Annotated in this window: 17 protein-coding genes and 3 tRNA genes; 6 read left to right on the forward strand and 14 right to left on the reverse strand. The window is 67.4% G+C overall.

The genetic code is table 11. From position 1 onward, the window contains the following. Positions 1–64: 64 nt before the first annotated feature. Positions 65–1,243, forward strand: a complete 1,179-nt coding sequence (locus J2126_RS00190; protein ID WP_209483033.1) for a hypothetical protein — start codon at positions 65–67, stop codon at positions 1,241–1,243. A 6-nt stretch (positions 1,244–1,249) separates the two neighbouring features. Here the strand turns inward: J2126_RS00190 and J2126_RS00195 are convergent, their stop codons facing one another. After that, on the reverse strand, positions 1,250–2,269 hold the full coding sequence (locus J2126_RS00195; RefSeq protein ID WP_209483035.1) for a FecR family protein: 1,020 nt from the start codon (positions 2,267–2,269) through the stop codon (positions 1,250–1,252). Between the two features lie 13 nt (positions 2,270–2,282). Beyond that, the gene (locus J2126_RS00200) at positions 2,283–3,593 is read right to left on the reverse strand and encodes a tetratricopeptide repeat protein (protein ID WP_209483037.1); all 1,311 of its coding nucleotides are present in this window, start codon (positions 3,591–3,593) and stop codon (positions 2,283–2,285) included. A gap of 430 nt (positions 3,594–4,023) precedes the next feature. Between J2126_RS00200 and J2126_RS00205 the strand changes: the two genes are divergently transcribed. Together J2126_RS00205 and J2126_RS00210 are read left to right on the forward strand one after the other, a co-directional pair. Then, complete coding sequence (locus tag J2126_RS00205) at positions 4,024–4,956, forward strand: ring-cleaving dioxygenase (RefSeq protein WP_209483039.1); 933 nt, start codon at positions 4,024–4,026, stop codon at positions 4,954–4,956. A 64-nt stretch (positions 4,957–5,020) separates the two neighbouring features. Further along, a complete protein-coding gene (locus J2126_RS00210) occupies positions 5,021–5,680 on the forward strand; it encodes an alpha/beta hydrolase (protein WP_209483041.1) in 660 nt (219 codons plus the stop codon). 40 nt (positions 5,681–5,720) lie between these two features. On the opposite strand, the gene J2126_RS00215 is transcribed toward J2126_RS00210, so the two are convergent. The 10 genes from J2126_RS00215 to J2126_RS00260 form a co-directional block, all read right to left on the reverse strand. Further along, entirely contained in the window at positions 5,721–6,515 is a 795-nt protein-coding gene (locus J2126_RS00215; protein WP_209483043.1) for an SGNH/GDSL hydrolase family protein, read from the reverse strand. Positions 6,516–6,615: 100 nt separating this feature from the next. After that, a complete protein-coding gene (locus J2126_RS00220) occupies positions 6,616–8,259 on the reverse strand; it encodes a B12-binding domain-containing radical SAM protein (RefSeq protein WP_209483045.1) in 1,644 nt (547 codons plus the stop codon). Positions 8,260–8,381: 122 nt separating this feature from the next. After that, positions 8,382–8,458, reverse strand: a tRNA-Asp gene (locus J2126_RS00225). Between the two features lie 266 nt (positions 8,459–8,724). Next, positions 8,725–8,800, reverse strand: a tRNA-Val gene (locus J2126_RS00230). A 453-nt stretch (positions 8,801–9,253) separates the two neighbouring features. Beyond that, positions 9,254–9,532: an HU family DNA-binding protein gene (locus tag J2126_RS00235; protein WP_024278722.1), complete on the reverse strand. Its 279-nt coding sequence runs from the start codon at positions 9,530–9,532 to the stop codon at positions 9,254–9,256. Positions 9,533–9,855: 323 nt separating this feature from the next. After that, positions 9,856–12,276: an endopeptidase La gene (gene lon, locus J2126_RS00240; RefSeq protein WP_209483047.1), complete on the reverse strand. Its 2,421-nt coding sequence runs from the start codon at positions 12,274–12,276 to the stop codon at positions 9,856–9,858. A 404-nt stretch (positions 12,277–12,680) separates the two neighbouring features. After that, on the reverse strand, positions 12,681–13,949 hold the full coding sequence (clpX, locus tag J2126_RS00245) for an ATP-dependent Clp protease ATP-binding subunit ClpX (RefSeq protein ID WP_024278720.1): 1,269 nt from the start codon (positions 13,947–13,949) through the stop codon (positions 12,681–12,683). 477 nt (positions 13,950–14,426) lie between these two features. Beyond that, positions 14,427–15,062, reverse strand: a complete 636-nt coding sequence (locus tag J2126_RS00250; RefSeq protein ID WP_209483048.1) for an ATP-dependent Clp protease proteolytic subunit — start codon at positions 15,060–15,062, stop codon at positions 14,427–14,429. Between the two features lie 99 nt (positions 15,063–15,161). After that, on the reverse strand, positions 15,162–16,514 hold the full coding sequence (gene tig, locus J2126_RS00255; RefSeq protein ID WP_209483050.1) for a trigger factor: 1,353 nt from the start codon (positions 16,512–16,514) through the stop codon (positions 15,162–15,164). A 157-nt stretch (positions 16,515–16,671) separates the two neighbouring features. Beyond that, positions 16,672–16,756, reverse strand: a tRNA-Leu gene (locus J2126_RS00260). Positions 16,757–17,226: 470 nt separating this feature from the next. Here J2126_RS00260 and J2126_RS00265 point away from each other — a divergent pair. Then, positions 17,227–18,468 carry a multicopper oxidase family protein gene (locus tag J2126_RS00265; protein WP_209483052.1) on the forward strand — a complete coding sequence of 414 codons (1,242 nt, stop codon included), beginning with the start codon at positions 17,227–17,229 and terminating at the stop codon, positions 18,466–18,468. Positions 18,469–18,607: 139 nt separating this feature from the next. Here J2126_RS00265 and J2126_RS00270 read toward each other — a convergent pair whose 3' ends face one another. Beyond that, positions 18,608–20,098, reverse strand: a complete 1,491-nt coding sequence (locus J2126_RS00270; protein ID WP_209483054.1) for an NAD(P)H-hydrate dehydratase — start codon at positions 20,096–20,098, stop codon at positions 18,608–18,610. Positions 20,099–20,320: 222 nt separating this feature from the next. On the opposite strand from J2126_RS00270, the gene J2126_RS00275 reads away from it, so the two are divergent. Beyond that, positions 20,321–20,659 carry a P-II family nitrogen regulator gene (locus tag J2126_RS00275; protein WP_012115561.1) on the forward strand — a complete coding sequence of 113 codons (339 nt, stop codon included), beginning with the start codon at positions 20,321–20,323 and terminating at the stop codon, positions 20,657–20,659. A 61-nt stretch (positions 20,660–20,720) separates the two neighbouring features. Beyond that, positions 20,721–22,136, forward strand: coding sequence for a type I glutamate--ammonia ligase (gene glnA / locus J2126_RS00280; RefSeq protein WP_209483056.1), 1,416 nt, complete (start codon positions 20,721–20,723; stop codon positions 22,134–22,136). A gap of 79 nt (positions 22,137–22,215) precedes the next feature. Here glnA and J2126_RS00285 read toward each other — a convergent pair whose 3' ends face one another. Beyond that, positions 22,216–23,052 (reverse strand): RNA methyltransferase, encoded by an 837-nt coding sequence (locus tag J2126_RS00285; protein ID WP_209483058.1) that lies wholly within the window; start codon positions 23,050–23,052, stop codon positions 22,216–22,218. Positions 23,053–23,082: the final 30 nt, after the last annotated feature.

Below are 23,082 nucleotides of genomic sequence, written 5' to 3' on the forward strand. Positions count from 1 at the left end.
CACCGCTGCTGGACAGGCGCCGCGGCTTGGGCCACTCCACCAGAGGTCAATCAAAGGAGCGGCGATGACGCGGCGGGTACTGCTCACCTGGGAGCAGGGCGCGGGCTTCGGCCACACCATCCAGCTGGCACGCCTCGGCCGGCGGCTCGCTGATGCCGGCGTCGAGGTTGTGGCGGCCGTGCGCCACCTGCAGAACGCCGGGCCTCTGATCGAGGCCGGCATCCGCCTCATCCAGGCGCCGCCATGGCCCGCCCCCGCTCCGCGTCCGGGCGATCACATCCCCGCCTCCGCCACCCTGACGGATAGCCTCGCCCGCGTCGGCCTGCGCGATCCGGACAGCGTGCGGCCGGTGCTGCGCGCATGGCTCGATATGCTCGCCGCCGAGCGGCCGGACCTGATGGTCTGCGACTATGCCCCCCTCGCAGGCCTCGCCGCGCGCGGGCGCTGTCCGGTGATGCAGGCGAGCACGGCCTATTGCCTGCCGCCTGCGGACCTGGAAGCCATGCCGGTATTCCACGATTTCATGCCGTCCCAGCAGACCGATGACGAGGTCGTCGCGGCGGTCAACACCGCGCTGGCACAGACCGGGCTTGCCCCCATCGATCGCATCGGCGCCCTGTTCACCGGCGACGACGCCTTCGTGCGCAGCTTTCAGTTGCTCGACCCGTATGCCGACCTCCGCAGCCGGCAGGCGGAGGGGCCTGTCATGGCCGAGACGATGCGCGAGACCTCGCCCGGTACCCGTACCATCTTTGCCTATATCCACACCGACGTGGCCGCGCGCCCGGACGTGGCCGCCGTGCTGATGGCTCTGGCCCCGCGGCTGGAGATCTACGTGCCGGGGGTCGATCCGTCATGGCTCGCGCCACTGTCGGCTGCGGGGGCAACGGTGCATGGGCGACCGGTTTCCATGGCGGAGGCCATGGCCCGAAGCCGCCTGCTCATCCACCAGGGCAGCGCCGGCGTGGCAGCGGATGCGCTCGCGGCAGGCGTGCCGCAAGTCACCTTCTCGGTGCATGTGGAGCATTGGCTGAACGGCGAAGCGCTTGCGGCCGCCGGGCTCAGCCGCAACTTCCCCCTGTTCCATCCCAATGCGCGGATCGCGGTGGAGCCGGTGCTGGCAGCGCTGGAAGACGGGGACATGGCGCTGGTCGCAGCTGCTGCGGGCAGGATGCACCGGGCGGAACTCGCCGCCCGCGATCCGTTGGACGCGCTGACGGAGCGCTGCCGCGCGCTCCTTTAAGCTCGCTCAGTAGCCGATGGGTCCGCCGCCGCCGCCGCCACCACCACCGCCACCGGGGAAGCCCGGGAAGCCGGGGAAGGTCGGCAGGTTGGGGAAGCCCGGAAAGCCGCCGCCACCGCCATAGCCGCCGGGGAACCCACCGCCGCTGCCGTAGCCATAGGGCGGCGGGGTGATGGGGATGACGACGTTGCTCTGGTTCTGCTGGGAGGCCTGCTGGGCGATGGTGTCCGCCTCGCCCTGGAGCTGCGTGTTCACCGAACGGCACGTGGCCGCGGCGAGGTCCATGGTGGTCTGGCCCTGCACCGGCACGCCGCACGGGTGGCTGGAGCCCCGGTCGAGGCCGGTGATGTCCGGAATGGGGCCGGGCCGCCCGCCGTTCTGGCCTGTCTGGCTGCGGGTCTGGGCGATCACCGCATCGATCTGGGCCTGCGACACGCGCACCGGACCCGTCATGCCGCCGCGCCCGACGGTGACCATGAAACCGGGGCGGCGGATCACCACCGTCTCCCCGCCCGGCCCCACCACGGTGAGGGTGCCGAACTGGAGGATGGCCGTCGTCTCGCCGTCGCGGTGGATGACGGCCGCGACGCCGCCGCGGATGCCGATGGTCGCCACCGGCGTCTTCACCTCGGCCCCGCCCGTGTGGCTGGCGTTGCCGCCGACGAAGCGCGCCGCACCCTTGGTGAGGGTGAGCGCCATGGAGCCGGCCTTGGCGTTGGGATCGTAGACGAACTCGTCGATGACGAGATTCGAGTTGGGGCCGATGTTCAGCGTGGTCTTGTCCACGAACAGGACCTGCACGCTGCCGGCGGAGCTGGTCTCGATGCGCTCGCGGTGGATGATGCTGGCGCCAAGCTCCAGCGTGCGGACGCCCGAGCCGGCGTTGCCGGTGGAGCGCGGGTTGACCGCCGCGGCCGTGCCGACGCTGTTCTGCGCGAGGGCGGGGCCGGTGGCGGCCACGATGGCGAGGGAGGCGACGGACGCCAGGAGACGGGCCAGGAGGCGGGCGGGGGTGCTGATGGGCATGATGCGTTGCTCCTCAGAACCGCACGTTCGGGCCGATGGAAACGCTGAAATTGTCGAACGCATAGTTCGGCAGCGTCGAGGTGGACCAGCTGTACTGGACCTGGGTCAGCAGCCCCCACTGCTCGTGGATCGGCACGTCAAGCGCGAGGCCGACCCGATACTGGTTGTCCTGCTCGGTGATGAATTTGGAGATGAAGGGGTTGGGCGCGTCGTAGCTGTAGCGCGAGTAGCCGACGCTCGGGATAGCGATCCAGCGGCGCACGCCCCACAGGCCCTGGAACTCGAACGGCGCCGCGAGGTCCACCGCGAAGGTGTTGTAGGAGAGCCAGGGCAGTTCGCCGGAGGCATCGTTGTAGGAGAGGCGCGCGCGCCAGCGCCAGTCGTCGGTGATGCGGCCGAAGGCGTTGCCGCCCACTGTCCACATGTCGCCGCTCTGGAAGGAGGCGGTGGGATAATCCCGCGAGGACTGGTAGTCGCGCTGGCGGATCTCCACGAACGGCTCGAGCCCGAACCAGGCGCTGAACGGCAGATAGAGCGAGGCGCCCGCGCCGTAGGTGCCGAGATAGCCGTCCCCGCCCAGCGTCACGCCGCCGGCGAGCACATAGGCGCGGATGGAGGAGCCCGGCAGCGCATCCGGCGCCAGCGCGAAGCGCGGGCCGGTGTTGAACTCGGCGAAGCCGAGGTTCAGCTGCTGCAATTGGAACTGCTGCGAATAATACAGATTGAGGTTGGTTTCCCAGACATCGCCGCGCTGGTTGCCGAAGTCGTAGACGTGGCGGATGGAGGCGAGGGCGAAGGCATTGCCATCCGCCTGCGCGGCGGCGCTCGGCGGCAGGAGCGCGCCCACATCCTGGCCGATCACGAGGCGGCTGGAGGGGCCGTAATTGGCGTTGGACTGGTAGCGCACGCCCACCTGTCCGTAGAAGCTCCACTGGCTGGTGGCGAGGCGGCGGTCGATCTCCACCAGATAGGCGGCGATGTTGTCCCGCTCTTGCCCCGACAGCTCCGGCGACTGGGCGATGGGCTCGAAATAGGCGCGTGCGGATTCATACGCACCGAGCCGGTAGTAAAGCCGCGCCAGCTCCAGGCGCACCCGCACCAGCCTGGGATTGTAGAAGAGGATGCGCTCGTAGACGCCGATGGCGGCCTCGTAGTCACCCACCTCCACCGCGCGCCGCGCGAGCCGGAAGGCCAGTTCCACGTCCGCCGGACGCTTCAGGGACTGGTCGAAAAGAGTGTTGAATTCCGGATCGGAGTCCGCCAGCGCGGTCTGCTGCGCTGCCAGCGCCGGCGCCGACAGCGCGCCCAGCGCCACAGTCAGCACGATTCCGCGCCTGCACGCCCACGCGCACAAACCACCCCTGCCCGAGCGAGACGCCCGAGTAATGTACCGCTTTACCAGCATGCCTGACCATCCGGCTCTTGCTGGCAAGGCCCCGCCCCTTGCCCGTGGAGCGATCTTTACCATTGCGTGTGTCGGAAGGGGATTCCAGGTGGCTGCACAAGCCAAGGATTCATGCGCATTTCCGGGAGAGAAAAGCATTTTTGTCACAGGCGTCGCCGCAAGACGCCACGATCATACCGCCCACCCGTGTTTCGCTCTCATTTCGCAACGGCATGGCCTCCGCCAACCAACGCGTGTCGCATTCTGACATTGCGTTAATGCAATGAGTAAGAACTTTAAATCGGGAATTGTTTGCATAGATTGGTCTCAACGGCGGCCGGGGTGCCGCCCAGAGGATCAGGAGCAGACCATGCGCAGCATCGGACTTCATCACGTGACCGCCATCGCCGGCCCGGCCCGCCGCAATCTCGACTTCTACACCCGCACCCTTGGGCTGCGGCTGGTGAAGAAGACCGTCAATTTCGACGATCCCGGCACCTATCACTTCTATTTCGGCGATGCCGCCGGCTCGCCGGGCTCCATCCTCACCTTCTTCCCCTGGGAGGCGGCCGGCATCGGCCGGGCGGGCGTGGGCGAGACGCAGGAGACCGCGTTCCGTATCCCGGAGGCCGCCGTGAGCTACTGGACGGAGCGGCTCGTCACCGCCGGCCTGTCACCGGACCTGCCGGAGAAGCGCTTCGGTGAGACCGTGATCGCCTTCAAGGACCCGGACGGGATGCGCATCGCCCTCGTCGGCGTCCCCGGCATCGAGGCCGAGCCCGCCTGGGGCGGCGGCGAGGTGCCGGAGGCGCACGCCATTCGCGGTATGCATTCCGTGACCCTCCTCCTGAAGGAGGCCGGCGCCACCGCGGACATCCTCACCGACGTGTTCGGCTTCGAAGAGGCCGGTCGCGAGGGCACCCGCATCCGCTACCGGGCGCCCGGGGTTGCGGTCGGTGGCATCGTGGACATCCGCGAGGCCGGCGGCTTCCTCTCCGGCCGGCAGGGACGCGGCAGCGTCCACCACATCGCCTTCCGCGCCGCCGACGACGCGGCACAGGCCGAGATGGTGGAGAAGCTGACGGCCCGCCACGGCCGCCATGTCACCGAGCAGCGGGACCGGAACTACTTCCGCTCCGTCTACTTCCGCGAGCCCGGCGGCGTCCTGTTCGAGATCGCCACCGACGATCCTGGCTTCGCCGTGGACGAGGCGCCCGAGCATCTCGGCGAGGCGCTGAAGCTGCCGGCCCAGTACGAGGCGCACCGCGCCGAGATCGAGCGGGTTCTCCCGCAGGTCGCCTGAGCAAAGGCCCGAACCCCCATCATCGCCCGGCCGTTCCCGCGGCCGGGCCGCAAGGAATACTTCAATGACCGCCCTGCCCCTGGGCCCCGCCGCCACCGCGCGGGGTCCCCTTTCCTTCACCCACCGTTTCGTTCCGGCCACCGATCCGTCTGCCGCGCCGCTCTTGCTGCTCCACGGCACCGGCGGCGACGAGAACGATCTTCTCCCCCTCGGCCGGATGCTGTCGCCTGGCGCGGCCCTGCTGTCGCCGCGCGGCAAGATCAGCGAAGGCGGCATGCCCCGCTTCTTCCGCCGGCTGGCGGAAGGCGTCTTCGACGAGGAGGACGTGGTGCGGCGCGCCAACGAGCTGGCCGATTTCATCGGCGAGGCCCGCGCCGCCTATGGTCTGGCTGCCCCCGTGGCGGTGGGCTTCTCCAACGGCGCGAATATCGCCGCGGCGATGCTGATGCTGCGTCCGGACGCGCTCTCCGGCGCGGCGCTGCTGCGGGCCATGGTGCCGCTCGCGAACCCGCCTGCCGGCTCTATCGCCGGAACGCCGGTGCTGCTGCTCTCGGGTTCCGCCGATCCGATCGTGCCGGCGGCGAACGCGGCCCGCCTCGCGGCCCAGCTCGGCGCGCGCGGCGCCCGCGTGGAGCATCGTGTGCTGCCGGGCGGTCACGGCCTGATGCCCGCGGACATGTCCGCCATGCGCGACTGGCTTGCGCGGACCGCCCCGGCCGCCTGATACCCGGACGAAACGAGGGCCGGCGCGCCGGGCGCGATGCTCAGCGCGCTGGCTTCGCAGGGGCGGCCGGGGTCGCCATGGCGGCGTTTCCGCCGCTGACCCGCGAGGCGGCGACGATGGCCGGCGCAAGCGCGTCCGCAAGGCAGGTATAGCCGGCGTCATTCATATGGAAGCTGTCCCACGCGAGCGTCTTGCGGAAGCCCTGCGGATCCTGCGCGGCCCACTGCTTCATCATGGCGTAGCGGCGCAGGAGCGGCACGCCACGCCCGACCGTCGTGGAATCCACCGCGTCCACGAAGCTCTCGTAGCGCGCGACATCGGTGATGCCGGGGAAATACTGCTGGTCGATCACGATCGCCGCCGCGCCCGCGGCCGCGATGGCCGAGAGGCCTTGCGTAACGATCGCGCGCAGCCGGGTGGGATCGCCGCCGAAGATGACATCGTTGGTGCCCACCTGCCAGATCACCAGATGCGGCGCGGGTTGCGCCTTCACCAGCGCCTCCAGGCGCGCGAGGGTGGACGGGCCGGTCTCGCCCGAGACGCCGGCATTCATCACCGTGACGCGCCCCTCGCCCATGAGCGTCGCCAGACGGCGGGCCAGCTGGCTCGGATAGGTCTGGTCCGAACTCGATGCGCCCGCGCCGGCGGTGGTGGACGAGCCGATGGCCAGGATGCGCAGCGGCTGGCCGTCCTTCAGCGCCTTCACGCCGGCCGGCATGGACAGGGCCGGAGACGGGCGCGCGGTGCAGCCGCCGGCCGCCGACGCGGCGGCGGGGCTGAGCACGGACAACGCCACGGCAATCAGGGGCAGGGCGAAACGGCGAAGACGGCGCATGGCAAGACCGAAGTATGAGGCAGCGCCGACCAGTCCGGAGCGCGCCCCGGATTGAACCCAAGGGAAGGCCGGCGTCAACCTGAATGCTTGGAACGTCGGGCTATTCTGCGGCGCGCAGCGGGGTTTGCGCCGGCTGCGCCGCGCGGGGATCCACCCACGCGCCGGCTTCGATCTCGGCGATCTGCTGGGAGATATCGCGCACCAATTTCCGCGAGAATGGCCCGAGGTGCATGTAGAACAGCGCCAGCGAGAGCAACTGCTCCAGCCTGTCCAGCCGCTTCAGCCCGCGCAGCACCACCGGCCAGACATGCACCGCCGTGCGCGGATGGCGCCAGGTGACCGTGGCGAGCACGCCGAACAGCCGCCCGAGATCGGCGACGAGTTGCCTGATGTCGATGGGGGCCGGTGGCGGAGGCGGCTCGGGAGATTTGACCGCACCCTCCTGACGGCCGACGAGTTCCGACAGCCGGCGGATACGGCCGAAGAAGGCGCGTGGCGCGTAGACCCGAGCATAGACCTCGCGATAGCGCCGCAGCACGTCGACCCGTGGCTCCAGGGTCGCGAAATTGAGCCCGGCGCTGGTCTGGTCGCCATTGCGGAAATCCTCTTCCCGCAGCGGGAACATCCGCCCTTCCCGCTCCAGCCGGCGCGAGAGCTGGGTGTCGGGAAGCGCATAAAGGAGGCCCAGCGACACCACCGGGATCGCGGCCTCCTCGATCAACTCCGCCATGGCGTCCGCCGCGTCGGGGGATTCATTGTCAAAACCGACGATGAATCCGGCGATGACCACGATACCCGCCGCATAGATGCGGTGGACGCTGGCGGCGATGTCGCGCCGGGTGTTCTGCTTCTTCTGGGTGGAGCGCAGCACCTCCGGATCGGGGCTCTCGATGCCCACGAAGACGAGATAAAATCCGGCCGCCGCCATCTGATCCAGCAACGCCGGATCGTCCGCGAGGTTGAGCGAGGCCTCGGTGGAGAAGTGGAACGGGTGACCGTGCGCGTGCTGCCACGCGATAAGATGCGGCAGGAAAGCCTTCACCGCCTTCTTGTTGCCGATCAGATTGTCGTCGACGAAATCCACATGGCCCCGGTAGCCGAGCGCGTAAAGGGCATCGAGCTCCGCGAGCATCTGCTCGGTGGTCTTGGTGCGCGGCACCCGGCCATACAGCTCGATGATGTCGCAGAACTCGCAGGTGAACGGGCAGCCGCGGGAAAACTGCACGCCCACGAACAGATAGTCCGGCAGGTGGAGCAGATCGAAGCGCGGCACCGGCGTCCGGGTCACGTCCGGCCTCTCGTCCGGCGCGGCGATGAGGCCGGTGCGCTCGCCCCGCTCCCAGGCCGCCACGAAAGCGGAGAGCGTGGCCTCCGCCTCGCCGAGAACACGAAAATCGGCTGCCTCATAGGCTTCGGGGCTGGACGACACATCCGGCCCGCCGACCACCACGACCTTGCCCGCCGCCTTCATGGCGGCGACGGCGGCCAGCGCCTCCTGGCGCTGGGGCAGCATGCCGCTCACGAAAACAACGTCCGCCCATGCGAGGTCGGCCGGGTCCAGCGGGCGGGCATTCAGATCGCACAGCCGCGCCTCCCAGTGGGCGGGCAGCAGCGCGGCGACGGTGATCAGTCCCAGAGGCGGAGCCATGCAGCGGGCGCCTTTGAGCCGCGCCAGCTCCAGATTGCGCCAGAAGCTCGCCTGCGCGAACCGCGGATAGAGAAGCAGCACCCGGACGCCCGACATCGCCCCTCCCGTGAATCCCGGCGATCCTAGGATGGTTGCGCAGCAATGTCATTGCAACGACGCAACACAGCGGCACCCCTGTGGGGGCTGTCTATTCGGTCGGATATGGGAGAATATCGAAGTGGCGGGAGTGACGGGGCTCGAACCCGCGACCTCCGGCGTGACAGGCCGGCGCTCTAACCAACTGAGCTACACCCCCGAACCGGCGGCAGGTCTTGCCGACCGCCGAGGAGAGCGGCGTGGTACGGCACCCCTCCGCCCAAGTCAAGCAAGCCGCGCATTTTTTGCCGGGAAGTTGTCCACAGGCTCCGCAAAACCGCGCAACCGCAACGCTTTGCGGCAGGCGCGGAGATGGGGATTCCGACACGCCGAGGACGCCGCAAGGGCGCACCTGTCACCGTCAGGGGAGGCTTGCGCCGCGGCCGGAATCATCAGGGTCACGAAGGAAAGCGGTGGGGCTGGACATGGTGGGCGGTGACGGGCTCGAACCGCCGACCCTCTCGGTGTAAACGAGATGCTCTACCAACTGAGCTAACCGCCCGGTCGTCGCAGGACCTTTGCGCGCTATAATCCGCTCCGGCCCCAGCGGCAAGGGCAGGCATCCTGATGGGCGGCATGGCGTGGGGCCGGCCGTTATCGGGAGGGATCCCGCAACGTGCGAATGTCGGGTCCAATTCCCCGCGCGAAGTCCTGGGGCAGAAACCGCGCGCCATGGACCCGTCGCACGACGGGTGCGTTTACGGGGCGCTGCGGGCTTGATCCGTCTCTGGGAAGCGGGTGCCACACCGGAAAGCGCGAAGGGCACGACCTGCTTGATGCGTCTTCCGACAGGCGGCAATCAGCCAGGCGGCAATGTAGCTTGCCGGATCGGGGACGCTCCGCCCGGTACGGCCGGGCCGGGAGCGTCCGGATAGCCCGCCGGACATCCGTCCGGAGAGGCACATGGAGCGGCGATCGCGGCCGGCGCAGCGTGCGTCCGGGCCGCAAGGCCCGATCAGTCGTTCACGGCTTCCTTGAGGCCCTTGCCGGGGGTGAACTTCGGCGCCTTGGAAGCCTTGATCTTCACCGGCTTGCCGGTGCGCGGGTTGCGGCCTTCACGGGCAGCGCGCGTCACCACGGAGAAGCTGCCGAAACCGATCAGCTTGACTTCCTCGCCATCCTTGAGCGCCTTGGCGATGATGTCGAAGGTCGCGTCCACAGCCGCAGCCGCAGCGGTCTTCGTCAGCTTCGCCTCTTCGGCCACGGCGGCGATCAGTTCGTTCTTGGTGGTCATCTGACCTTTCCTTCCGTTGTCAGAACGCGAATCGTGCAGGGCGAGCCCCGAACGAACGGCGCGAGCATCACGGAAAATAAGGCTTTTGCAAGCGAGATCGGCGCCAAACCCGCACCAATGCACGATTTTGCGCTGTGCGCCTGCGAACAGCAAAGGAGCGAGCGAGCGGAGGGAGCGTCCCGCGGGCTCTGCTAAGTCATTGAAAAGATTGAGGGCGCGCACCACGCTCCCCGAAGGTCCGGAGATGGCGGCGACACGCCCTCTAAAAATGTTCAGAAACTGTTGATACAGGCCGGGTTGCGGACAATCCGGCCTGGTTTTCGTCAGTGGGCGACCACGCCCGCGTTGTCCTCGTCGGCAACCGGCGGGTTGTTCACCGGCCGCTCTTCCCAGGTGATGGGCTCGGGCGGGCGAACCAGCGCGTTGGCCAGCACCTCGTCCATGCGCGACACAGGCACGATCTCCAGCGCGTTCTTCACGTTGGCCGGGATGTCCGCCAGGTCCTTGGCGTTCTCCTCGGGGATCAGCACCTTCTTGATGCCGCCGCGCAGAGCCGCAAGGAGCTTTTCCTTGAGGCCGCCGATGGGCAGCACCCGGCCGCGCAGGGTGATCTCGCCGGTCATCGCCACGTCGCGACGGACGGGGATGCCGGTGATCACCGACACGATGGCGGTTGCCATGGCGACGCCGGCCGAGGGACCGTCCTTCGGGGTCGCCCCCTCGGGAACGTGCACGTGGATGTCGCGCCGCTCGAACAGGGGCGGCTCGATGCCGAAGTCCACCGCCCGCGAGCGCACATAGGATGCGGCTGCGGAGATGCTCTCCTTCATCACGTCACGCAGGTTGCCTGTGACCGTCATCTTGCCCTTGCCGGGCATCATGAGGCCTTCGATGGTGAGCAGCTCGCCACCCACCTCGGTCCAGGCGAGGCCGGTGACGACGCCCACCTGGTCCTCGGTCTCCACCTCGCCGTAGCGGAAGCGCGGGGCGCCGAGGAAGTCCTCGAGGTTCTTGCCCGTGACCTTCACCGACTTCTTCTTGGAGAGCATCAGCTCCTTCACCGCCTTGCGGGCGAGGGTGGAGATCTCACGCTCGAGGTTGCGCACGCCCGCTTCCCGCGTGTAGCGCCGGATGAGGGTGAGCAGGGCCTCGTTGTCGATGGTCCACTCCTTCTCGGTCATGCCGTGCTTCTGGAGCGAGTTGGGGATCAGGTGCTTGCGCGCGATCTCCACCTTCTCGTCTTCCGTGTAGCCGGCGATGCGGATCACCTCCATGCGGTCCAGAAGGGCCGGCGGGATGTTCAGCGTGTTCGCCGTGGTCACGAACATGACGTTCGAAAGGTCGTAGTCCACCTCAAGATAGTGGTCGTTGAAGGTGTGGTTCTGCTCGGGGTCGAGAACCTCGAGCAGGGCCGAGGACGGATCGCCGCGGAAATCGGCGCCCATCTTGTCGATCTCGTCCAGAAGGAAGAGCGGGTTCGACTTCTTCGCCTTGCGCATGGACTGGATGACCTTGCCCGGCATGGAGCCGATGTAGGTCCGCCGGTGGCCACGGATCTCCGCCTCGTCGCGCACGCCGCCGAGGGCCACGCGCACGAACTCACGGCCCGTCGCCTTGGCGATGGACTTGCCGAGCGAGGTCTTGCCGACGCCGGGCGGGCCGACGAGGCACAGGATGGGCCCGGTGAGCTTGTTGGCACGGCTCTGCACGGCCAGATACTCGACGATGCGCTCCTTGACCTTGTCGAGGCCGTAATGATCGCTGTCGAGAATCTCCTGGGCGTAGTTGAGGTCCTTCTTGACCTTGCTCTTGATGCCCCACGGGATCGACAGCAGCCAGTCGAGATAGTTCCGCACGACCGTGGCTTCCGCCGACATGGGCGACATCTGGCGGAGCTTCTTCAGCTCGTGCGTCGCCTTCTCGCGGGCTTCCTTGGTGAGCTTGGTCCGCTTGATGCGGTCCTCCAGCTCCTGCAGGTCGTCCTTGCCGTCCTCGTCGCCCAGCTCCTTCTGGATCGCCTTCATCTGCTCGTTCAGGTAGTACTCGCGCTGGGTCTTCTCCATCTGCCGCTTCACGCGGGTCCGGATGCGCTTCTCCACCTGGAGCACGGAGATCTCGCTCTCCATCAGGCCGAGCACCTTCTCCAGGCGATCGGACACCTTCAGGGTCTCGAGCACGCCCTGCTTCTCGGGGATCTTCACCGCGAGATGCGACGCGACCGTGTCGGCGAGCTTGGAATGGTCGTCGATCTGGCTGACGACGCCGACCACCTCGGGCGACACCTTCTTGTTGAGCTTCACGTAGTTCTCGAACTCGGTGACCACCGAGCGCGCGAGCGCCTCGCCCTCGACGCGGTCACCGACCTCATCGTCGAGCGTGATGGCCTCGGCCTCGTAGAGGTCGGTCCGATCGGTATAGCGGGTCACCTGGGCGCGGCTGACGCCCTCGACCAGCACCTTCACGGTGCCGTCGGGCAGCTTCAGCAGTTGCAGCACGGTCGCGAGCGTGCCCACCGAGAAAATGGCATCGGGGGCCGGATCGTCATCCGACGCATTCTCCTGGGTCGCGAGCAGGATGTAGGTATCGCCGCGCATCACCTCTTCGAGGGCGCGAATGGACTTTTCGCGACCCACGAACAGGGGAACGATCATGTGGGGAAACACCACGATGTCGCGAAGCGGCAGGACCGGGAAGGTCTGGGACACTCCGGCAACGAGCGGCGGGCGCGGCTTCTGGCTCGTCATGACGCAATCCTTTCAAGAACTGCACGCGCTGGATTTGGGCGCAGAACTGCGTTGCCGCGCGTGCACGCGGCCGGAGACGGGTGTGGATTTTCAATGCTGAAGCGGCTTTCGCCGCAGGAGGCACGAGGTCCGACCCCCGAGACCGGAACTTTCGAAAAGTAGATGGACACGCAACCTGCCCGTTTCAAGGGCACACCATTGACCTCTTTGGGGGATCCGCCCTGGCAGGCGAATGCCCGGAGAAGAGGGCGGACCGGCGCCACGGCTCCGGCCGTCATCTCCCGCCTCATGCCCCGACCGGGACCAGCCGGGGACCGGAGGGAGCCCGGGCCGGCTGAATTCTGGTCATGTCCCGCCCTCTCCCGAAACCGCAAGGCTTGGGGAGAGGCGCGGAGCCCGACACGTCACGCACTGGCACCCGCGTCGCCGACGCGATCGGCGTAGATATAGAGCGGGCGCGCATTCTGCTCGACGACTTCGCGGCTGATCACCACCTCCTCGACCCCTTCGAGGCCGGGGAGATCGAACATGGTGTCCAGCAGGATGCCTTCCATGATGGAGCGCAGGCCACGGGCGCCGGTCTTGCGCTCGATCGCCTTGCGGGCGATGGCGCCGAGGGCCTCCTCGTGGATGGTGAGGTCCACGCTCTCCATTTCGAACAGGCGCTGGTACTGCTTGACCAGCGCGTTCTTCGGCTCGGAGAGGATCTTCTTCAGCGCCTCCTCATCAAGATCACCCAGCGTCGCCAGCACGGGCAGGCGGCCGATGAACTCGGGGATGAGGCCGTACTTCAGCAGATCCTCGGGCTCGACCTCACGGAACACCTCGCCGGGCCGGCGATCCTCGGGCGGCGCCACCTTGGCCTGGAAGCCGATGGAGGTGGAGCCCTTGGACCGCGACGAGATGATCTTGTCGAGGCCGGCGAAGGCGCCGCCGCAGATGAAGAGGATGTTCGTGGTGTCCACCTGCAGGAATTCCTGCTGGGGATGCTTGCGGCCGCCCTGAGGAGGAACGGAGGCGACCGTGCCCTCCATGATCTTCAGCAGGGCCTGCTGCACGCCCTCGCCCGAGACGTCCCGGGTGATGGACGGATTGTCGGATTTGCGACTGATCTTGTCGATCTCGTCGATGTAGACGATGCCGCGCTGCGCCCGTTCGACATTGTAGTCGGCCGCCTGGAGCAGCTTGAGGATGATGTTCTCCACGTCCTCGCCCACGTAGCCGGCTTCGGTCAGCGTGGTGGCGTCGGCCATGGTGAAGGGCACATCAAGGATGCGCGCCAGCGTCTGCGCGAGCAGCGTCTTGCCCGAGCCGGTGGGCCCGATCAGCAGGATGTTGGACTTCGCCAGTTCCACGTCGCCGTGCTTGGTGGCGTGGTTGAGACGCTTGTAGTGGTTGTGCACCGCAACCGAGAGAACCTTCTTCGCGTGGTCCTGGCCGATGACGTAGTCATCGAGGACCTTGCGGATCTCCTTCGGGGTCGGGATGCCATCCCGCGACTTCACCAGAGAGGACTTCGACTCTTCCCGGATGATGTCCATGCACAACTCGACGCATTCGTCGCAGATGAACACGGTGGGTCCGGCGATGAGCTTCCTGACCTCATGCTGGCTTTTGCCGCAGAACGAGCAATAAAGCGTGTTCTTGCTGTCGCTGCCGCCGGTCTTGCTCATCTCACGTCTCCTAGTGCCCTCACGAACCGGACATTTGGACCGGCCGACCCGTCAGGGCCTCGTATGGGGTTTGCACGAAGCAAAAATCTCGCCAAACCCGAATGTGGTGATCCACTTCCCAAAAGCCAATCACCCTGAGGCGACGCGATCAAGGCAGGCTGACGACATTCCCCAGACCAAGGGACCCGCCGCCGCCGACCTGAAGGTCGCGCCGTCCGCCGATCGTCTGCTCACGACCTTTCGCAATCCTGAACCCGGGACTTATTACGAAGTCCGGACCCCGACGGTTCATGGCCCTGAAACGCGAAGGCCCCCACCATGAGGCGGGGGCCGACAACGCGGCATCCGATGCCGGCTTAACGACATGCAAGCGCGATCTTGCACCGCACGCAAGTGGGGCATTGCGAGAACGCCGGGCGTGTTGCCCAACTATCGCTATCGCCCCGCCTCCTCCCGCGGCCAAGCTGACGCTCAACCTCAGGCGGCCTTGCTGACCTCGTCGGTCGGGCGCTTGTCGATCACGGAATCGATAAGCCCGAACTCCTTGGCGGCCTCGGAGGTCATGAAGTTGTCGCGCTCGAGGGCGTTCTCGATGGCGTCGAACGACTGGCCGGTATGCTTCACATAGATTTCATTCAGCCGCTTCTTGAGGCTGAGGATTTCCTGCGCGTGAAGCATGATGTCCGTCACCTGGCCCTGGAAGCCGCCGGACGGCTGGTGGACCATGATTCGCGCGTTAGGCAACGCGAATCGCATTCCCTTCTCGCCCGCGGTCAGCAGCAGCGAGCCCATGGAGGCCGCCTGGCCGATGCAGAGCGTCGACACCGCCGGCTTGATGAACTGCATGGTGTCGTAGATGGCGAGGCCCGACGTCACCACTCCCCCGGGGGAGTTGATGTACATCGAGATTTCCTTCTTCGGATTGTCCGCCTCGAGGAACAGGAGCTGGGCCACCGCGAGGGTGGACATGCCGTCCTCGACCGGGCCGGTGAGGAAAAGGATGCGCTCCTTCAGGAGGCGGGAAAAGATGTCATAGGACCGCTCGCCACGGTTGGTCTGCTCAACCACCATGGGGATCAGGTAATTCATGTAAGTATCGACAGGATCACGCATCTTAAATCCCCCGGGGGGCGCATGGGAGGGCGCGGGTAAGGGCACGCCGCTTCCGGCGTGCCGCGCGATTTCGTCGCAGGACGGATCGCGGCCCGAGCCTCAGGCCGCCTTCTCGTCCTCGTCATCCTTGAAGAGCTCTTCCTTGGTAACCGTCTTCTCGGTCACGTTGGCGAGCTCCAGGAGGAAGTCGACGACCTTCTCCTCGAACAGGGGGGCGCGCACGGATGCCAGAGCCTCGGGGGTGCGGCGGTAATAATCCCACACCTGCTGCTCCTGGCCGGGGAACTGGCGGGCCCGTTCGACCACCGCGCGCGTCACCTCGTCATCGGAAACCTGGATATTGTTGCGCTCGCCGATTTCCGCAAGCACCAGGCCGAGGCGCACACGGCGCTCGGCGATGCGGCGGTAATCCTGGCGCGCCTCTTCCTCGGTGGTGCCTTCATCGGCGAAGGTGCGGCTCTGGGCGGCGAGATCCTCGTTCACCCGGCTCCACACGCCGTAGAATTCCTGCTCCACGAGGCCTTCCGGCACGTCGAACTTGTGGGTCGCGTCGAGGCCGTCGAGCAGGGCGCGCTTCACCTTCTGGCGGGCGGCGCCGGCATATTCCTGCGCGATGCGGGCCTTCACGGTCTCGCGGAGCTTCTCGAGGCTTTCCTGGCCGAGGGTCGCGGCGAAAGCGTCGTCCACGGTGATCGCGCCGGGCGCATCGACGGACTTGACGGTCACCTCGAAGGTCGCGGCCTTCCCGGCGAGCTCCTTGGCGGCATAGCCCTCGGGGAAAGTGACGCTGAGGGTGCGGTTCTCACCGGCGCTGGCGCCGACGAGCTGCTCCTCGAAGCCGGGGATGAAGCCCTTGGAGCCGAGCAGGACGTCGATGTCCTGGCCTTCGCCGCCCTGGAACTTCTCGCCGTCCACATAGCCGGTGAAGTCGATGGTGAGGCGGTCGCCGTCGGCGGCGGGGCCATCCTTGGTCGCGAAGGGGCGGTTGGCGTCGGCGATGCGCTGCACGGCCTCGTCCACCTCGGCGTCAGTCACCTCGACCACGGGCTTCTCGACGGAGATGTCCTTGAAATTGCCAAGCTCGATCTTCGGCAGGATTTCCAGCTCCACGTCGTAGGCGAGGTCCTTGCCGCCATCGAGCAGGGTCTGGAACTGGGGGTCTTCCTCCGGACCCTTGATCCGGGGCTGGAGCGCCAGCTTGAAGCCGTGCTCCTCGACGATCTTGCCGTTGGTCTCGTTGACGGTCTGCTCGATGATCTCGGACATCACGGTCTTGCCGTAGACGCGCTTGAGATGGGCCACGGGCACCTTGCCGGGGCGGAAGCCGTTCAGCTTCACCTGGCCCTTGAGCTCGTTGAGCCGGGCGTCGGCCCGGGCGTCGAGGTCGGCGGCGGACACCACCACACGGAACGCGCGCTTGAGGCCCTCGGCCCCGGTCTCGGTCACCTGCATCGTCTTGCCTTCACATCCTCATCGCGCCAGGCGCGGTAACTTGAATTCAGCGCTGTCACCGGCATCCCGCGGCAATCGCCGGAGGCCGCGCGGCACGGTGGACCTGCTCCCGACCAGCCCGCCCTGCGGCGGCCGGCACGCGAACATGCGGCGGCATTGGTGCGGGCGGAGGGTTTCGAACCCCCACGACTTGCGTCACGGGAACCTAAATCCCGCGCGTCTACCAGTTCCGCCACGCCCGCGGCCCCGTCTCGCCAAAGGCCCGTCGCACCCAAAGGCCCGACGCGCCCAAGCCATTCATGCCGGCGAAGGGAGATCGCACCCGATATCGGCATCGACGCGCTTGAGCGCACGACGCCTCCGGGCACGGCTCCACCGCTCGCGCACGAGGCCGCACGCGCCGTTCGGGTCGCGGCTTATATCATGCCCGCGCGGTCGCGCAGCAAGAAAATGGCGCCGGAAGCCGTGCTCTCACGGTCCCCGCCCCGGCCACGGCAGGACGCCGCATCCAGACCCTGCCCTACGCCAGCGGATGACCTCGCCCGATGGCTGGAAACCGTGCAATGCCAGGGTCCTGCTCGCGCGAGGCCATGCGCCGAATGCCTTGAGGCACGGGCGGACCGTCGATCGCGTCACGAAGCTGAGCAGGAAAGCCGCTTGCCCTTTTTCCGGCCGCGTAACATGGTCCCACCACCCTGCCAGGAGATGCAGCGTGAGCACGCCGATTCCCTCTCGTCGCACCGTTCTCAAGGGGGCTGCGGCCCTGTCGTTCGCCGGCGCTGCCGGTGCCATTCTGCCGGAATGGGCGCTGGCGCAGGGACAGGCCGCCGCGCCGGTGGCGCTCACCGCCGCCGAGGGCACGCGCCCGGCCATCGCCGGACAGGGCAACCTCGCGCTCTTCAACGATTCCCTGCCGGGCCCCGTGCTGCGCGTAAAGAAGGGCAGCGAGCTTTCGATCCAGTTCGCCAATGCGCTCAAGGAGAGCGTGGGCCTGACGTGGCAGGGCGTGCGGCTGCCGGCCGATGCAGCCGCTTCCGCCTCCGCTGCCGTCGCGGGCGGGCAGAACAAGCTCATCCGGCTCACGCCGAAGGATGCCGGCACTTACTGGTACCACGCCTCCTCCCCTGCCCTCGCCCGCCGCGCGCTGTCTGGCGCGCTCATCGTGGACGAGCCGGGCGCGCCCGCCTACGCTTCGGACAACCTCCTGTTCATCCAGTCTTTTCCGCCCGAGAGCGGGGTGCCGATCTTCCCGGTCAACGGCGAGTTTTCCCCCACCTTCCAGGGCCCGGCCAGTGGGCGCAGCCGTCTGCGGCTGGTGAACGCGACCCCGCTCTTCCTGCGGCTGCGGCTCAAGGGGCCGGCCGCCTATGTCATTGCCATCGACGGACAGCCTGTCGCCCAACCTTTCGAGTTGAAGGACGGCCGGATCCAGATCGCGCCGGGCGGGCGGGTGGACGTGGCGGCGACCATCGATGATGCGGACGCCACCATTATCGAGATCGAGACCGCCCAGGAGCCGATCCGGCTCGCCGTTGTCACGCCGGTCGGTCCGGCCGGCCCCATGCCCTCCGGCCCACCCACTCCGCTCCCGCAGAATGATTTGCCGGCTGAAATTCCGCTCAAGGATGCGGTACGCGTTGAACTGCCCATCGGGGGGAAGAGTGGCGCGCCCGCTTCGCTGGGGACCGTGAAGTCAGGCAAGGCAATGGTTCTCACCCTGGCCAACAGCCTCGACGCTCCGGTGTCGGTTCATGTGGCCGGCCACGCCGTGCGCCTCCTCGACGGCCTCGATGACGGATGGAAGCCCTGGTGGCACGACACGGTTCCTGTGCCGGCTAAAGCGACAGTAAGGGTGGCCCTTCTGGCCCAATCACCAGGCACCTGGAGCGTCACCGCCCAGCGTGGCGGAGACGGAGAGGTCGTTGGGTCGGGCACGTATCAAGTCACGGCCTGACAGTTTAGCGATTAAAACCAGCCACTTAACTTTTGCGCCGCCGCAGACGCAGCCAGCGTCTTCGGACGGCGCTGTCTCGGCGCACTGGCTGGCGCGAGATGGCGGAGGTTCTTTCCGCAATCTGATTCGTTAGCCCGCGTCAAGATTTTTCGATCATTGAAAATAGCCGGCTATACACCGCGCGAAGCGCCTCCGGGAGGTCGTCGGCGATCAGCCCCGGCCCGGCCTCCCGCGCGGCCTCCCCATGCAGCCAGACCGCGGCACAGGCGGCCTCGAAAGGGGGCATGCCCTGCGCCAGCAGGCCTCCGGCGATGCCCGCCAGAACATCCCCTGCCCCCGCTGTCGCGAGATAAGGCGGCGCATTCTCGGCGATGGCGGCGCGCCCATCCGGATGGGCGATCACCGTGTCGGGCCCCTTCAGGACCACCACGGCCCCCAGTCGCCGGGCCGCCGCCCGGGTGCGGGCGAGCTTGGAGGGAGCCTCCAGAACCTCCGCGTCGCCCCGGAACATGCGGGCGAATTCGCCCTCATGGGGCGTCACGATGAGACCGGCGGTGCGCGCCGCCACCTGAGCCAGTGCCCACGGCACCCCCTCGTAGCTGGTCAGCGCATCGGCATCGAGCACCAGCCGGCGGCCGGGCGCGGCGATGTCGATCCTGGCCCGTGCCTCCTCGCCACCGCCAAGGCCCGGCCCCAGCACTACCGTGTTGAGGCGGGCATCGGCGAGCAGGACCGCCAGCTCCCCTGCCCCGTCCACCGGGCGCGGCATGATGGCAGCGTAGGAGGCCGCCTGAAGCGGCAGGGCATCGCGCGGCAGGGCGATGGTGACGAGCCCGGCCCCCGCCCGCAACGCGCCCCGCGCGGAAAGGCGGGCGGCGCCGGAGGTCCAGGCCGGCCCGCTCACCACGACGGCGTGGCCGCGCGTGTATTTGTGCCCGCTGGAGGCGGGAACCGGGAAGGCATCGCGCCAGAGGTCGGGCATGTCCACGAAGGCCTGCGGGCGAATCGCGTCCAACGCCTCGTCGGGAATGCCGATGTCGGCGACCCGCACCCGGCCGCACAGGCTGCGCCCCGGTTCCAGGAGATGCCCCGGCTTGCGGCGGAAGAAGGTGACCGTCTCCACCGCTTGCGCCGCCGCGCCGCGCACCTTGCCGGTGGCGCCGTCGAGGCCTGAGGGCAGGTCCACGGCGATGATCGGCCTGCCCGACCGCGCCATGCGCTCCACCAGCGCACGGGCCGCGCCGTCGAGGTCGCGGGCGAGGCCGGCGCCGAACAGGGCGTCCACGATCACGCCCGCCTCATCGAGATCGACAGCGGCCGGCTCCTCCACGGGCCCGCGCCAGCGCTCGGCGGCGCGGCGGGCATCGCCGGTGAGCCTGTCCCGGTCTCCGAGGAGGGCGAGCCGCACCTTGAAGCCGCGCTGCGCCAAAACCCGCGCCGCCACGAATCCGTCGCCGCCGTTGTTGCCCGGCCCGCAGAGCACGAGGATGCGGGTGGGATAGGGATATCGCGCGACCGCATCGGCGACGGCCGTGCCGGCGCGATCCATCAAAGTCTGGGACGGCGTGCCCATTTCGACGGCGAATTTGTCCGCGCGCGCCATTTCGTTGGGATCAAGCAGTGCGTGCATCGGCTTCCCGGTCCTCAGATGCTCAGATCATGCTCATGTCGGCGTGCGATAACTCTAGAACTACGCCTAATATTTCATCGTTTAGATTATTAACTGGGCACATCGGGACGCCCCGCTTGCGCGTCTTCTGCATGGGCAAATGGCGCAAGGCATGGCACATATCATGCTTACAAAAGGCGGCTCGACCGTGCGGCGGCGGACCGGGTCAGGGAGACGGAGCGGATGAAGAAGATCGAGGCAATCATCAAGCCCTTCAAGCTCGATGAGGTGAAGGAAGCCCTTCAGGACGTCGGCCTGCAAGGCATCACGGTGACGGAAGCCAAGGGCTTTGGCCGCCAGAAGGGCCATACCGAGCTGTACCGCGGTGCCGAATATGTGGTCGATTTCCTGCCGAAGGTGAAAATCGAGGTTGTCCTCTCCGACGATATGGTAGACCGGGCCGTCGATGCCATTCGCCGCGCGGCCCAGACCGGGCGCATCGGGGACGGGAAGATCTTCGTGTCATCCATCGAAGAGGCGATCCGTATCCGGACCGGCGAATCCGGCCTCGACGCGATCTGACGCGTTCGAAACAAATCGTCCAAGAAACGAACTGCAGGCCAGCAGAAAGGTAGCAAACCCCATGACGACCAAGACGGCCAAGGACGTCCTCGACCTCATCAAGAGCGAGGACGTGAAATATGTCGACCTGCGCTTCACCGATCCGCGCGGCAAGTGGCAGCATGTCACGTTCGACATCGGCATGGTCGACGAGGAATTCCTGACCGAGGGCACCGCCTTCGACGGTTCGTCCATCGCCGGCTGGAAGGCCATCAACGAGTCCGACATGCTGCTCATGCCGGATCCGACGACCACCTGCATCGACCCCTTCTTCTCGGAGACCACGATCTCCATCGTCTGCGACGTGCTCGAGCCCACCACGGGCCAGCCCTACGGCCGCGACCCCCGCTCCATCGCCAAGAAGGCCGAGGCCTACGCCAAGTCCACCGGCGTGGGCGACGCGGTGTATTTCGGCCCCGAGGCCGAGTTCTTCATTTTTGACGACGTGCGCTTCAAGGCGGACCCGTACAACACCGGCTTCAAGCTCGACTCCATCGAGCTGCCGACCAATGGCGACACCGAGTATGAGGGTGGCAACCTCGGCCACCGGGTGAAGACCAAGGGCGGCTACTTCCCCGTGCCCCCCATCGATTCGGCGCAGGACATGCGCTCCGAGATGCTGGCCGCCATGGCCAAGATGGGCGCCAAGGTCGAGAAGCACCACCACGAGGTGGCCTCGGCCCAGCACGAGCTCGGCCTCAAGTTCGGCTCGCTGGTGACCATGGCCGACCACCTGCAGGTCTATAAGTACTGCATCCACCAGGTGGCCAACATCTACGGCAAGACGGCGACCTTCATGCCGAAGCCGGTGTTCGGCGACAACGGCTCGGGCATGCACGTGCACCAGTCGATCTGGAAGGAGGGCAAGCCCCTCTTCGCCGGCGACAAGTATGCCGACCTCTCCGACTACTGCCTGTGGTACATCGGCGGCATCATCAAGCACGCCAAGTCGCTGAACGCCTTCACCAACCCGCTGACCAACTCCTACAAGCGTCTGGTCCCGGGCTATGAGGCTCCCGTGCTGCTCGCCTATTCGGCGCGCAACCGCTCGGCCTCCTGCCGCATCCCCTACACCAACAACCCGAAGGCCAAGCGCGTCGAGGTTCGCTTCCCCGATCCCGGCGCGAACCCCTACCTCGCCTTCGCGGCCCTGTTCATGGCGGGCATGGACGGCATCCTGAACCGGATCGACCCCGGCCAGGCCATGGACAAGGATCTCTACGACCTGCCCCCGGCCGAGCTGAAGCAGATCCCCACCGTCTGCGGCTCGCTCCGCGAGGCCCTCGCCTCCCTCGAGGCGGACCACGAGTACCTGCTGAAGGGCGACGTGTTCCAGAAGGACTTCATCGAGTCCTACATCGACCTGAAGATGGCCGAGGTCATGCGCTTCGAGATGACGCCGCACCCGGTCGAGTTCGAGATGTACTACTCGGTCTGATCGACCTTCCTTCAAAAAGAGAACGGGCGCCCCTGCGGGCGCCCGTTTTCGTTTGGGGCGATCTCTTTGGAAGGCCGGCTCAGCCGGCCTCGCCGGTGCCGGACTTGCGCGCCGCGGCACGGGCGTTGTTCTCCGCCTTGCGGGCCTCGCGCCCTTCCCTCCCCTCCTCCAGCGCCGTGACCGCGCCATGCAGGGTCGCGAGGTCCTGCCGGGTCAGGCCGAGGCGGTGGAAAATGTTGCGCAGGTTGCGGATGGTGGAGGGCGCCTTCTCCGGCGAGCGGAAGAAGCCGGAGGTCTGCAGCGCCGTCTCCAGATGGTCGAAAAAGGCGAAAAGGTCGCCCTTGTCGGCGAGCGGCGAGCGATCCGGCGGCGCGAAGGGCAAGGCCCCGCCGCTTTCCGCCTTCGACCACTCATAGGCCGTCACCGCCACGCAGGTGGCGAGATTGAGCGAGGCGAAGGCCGGGTTGACCGGAAGGGTGAGGATGGCATCGCACAAGGATACCTCCTCGGTATAGAGCCCCGTGCGTTCGCGGCCGAACACCAGCGCCACCTCCTCGCCCGCCGCCATGCGGCTACGGGCTTCCGCGGCGGCGGCATCGGCTCCCACCACGGTCTTTGCCATGCCGCGCTCGCGGGCGGTTGTTGCGAAGGCGAATTTCACGTCATGCAGCGCCGCGCGCAGGTCCGGGAAGAGCTGGGCCTCGTCGAGGATGCGGTCGGCCCCGGCGGCGAAGGTGCGCGCGCGGTCGTTCGGCCAGCCCTGGCGTGGGTTGACGATGCGCAGGCGCGACAGGCCGAAATTGCCCATGGCGCGCGCCGCCGAGCCGATATTGTCCCCGAGCTGCGGCTCCACCAGGATGACGAGCGGCCCTCCGGCCGTCCACGGCTTGGTGCTGTCGGTACCCGAACCCGGCATGTGCTCTCCTTATGCCGGCTCTGTTCGCAC

The sequence above is a fragment of the Xanthobacter flavus genome (assembly GCF_017875275.1).
In the GTDB taxonomy this organism is placed as follows: domain Bacteria; phylum Pseudomonadota; class Alphaproteobacteria; order Rhizobiales; family Xanthobacteraceae; genus Xanthobacter; species Xanthobacter flavus_A.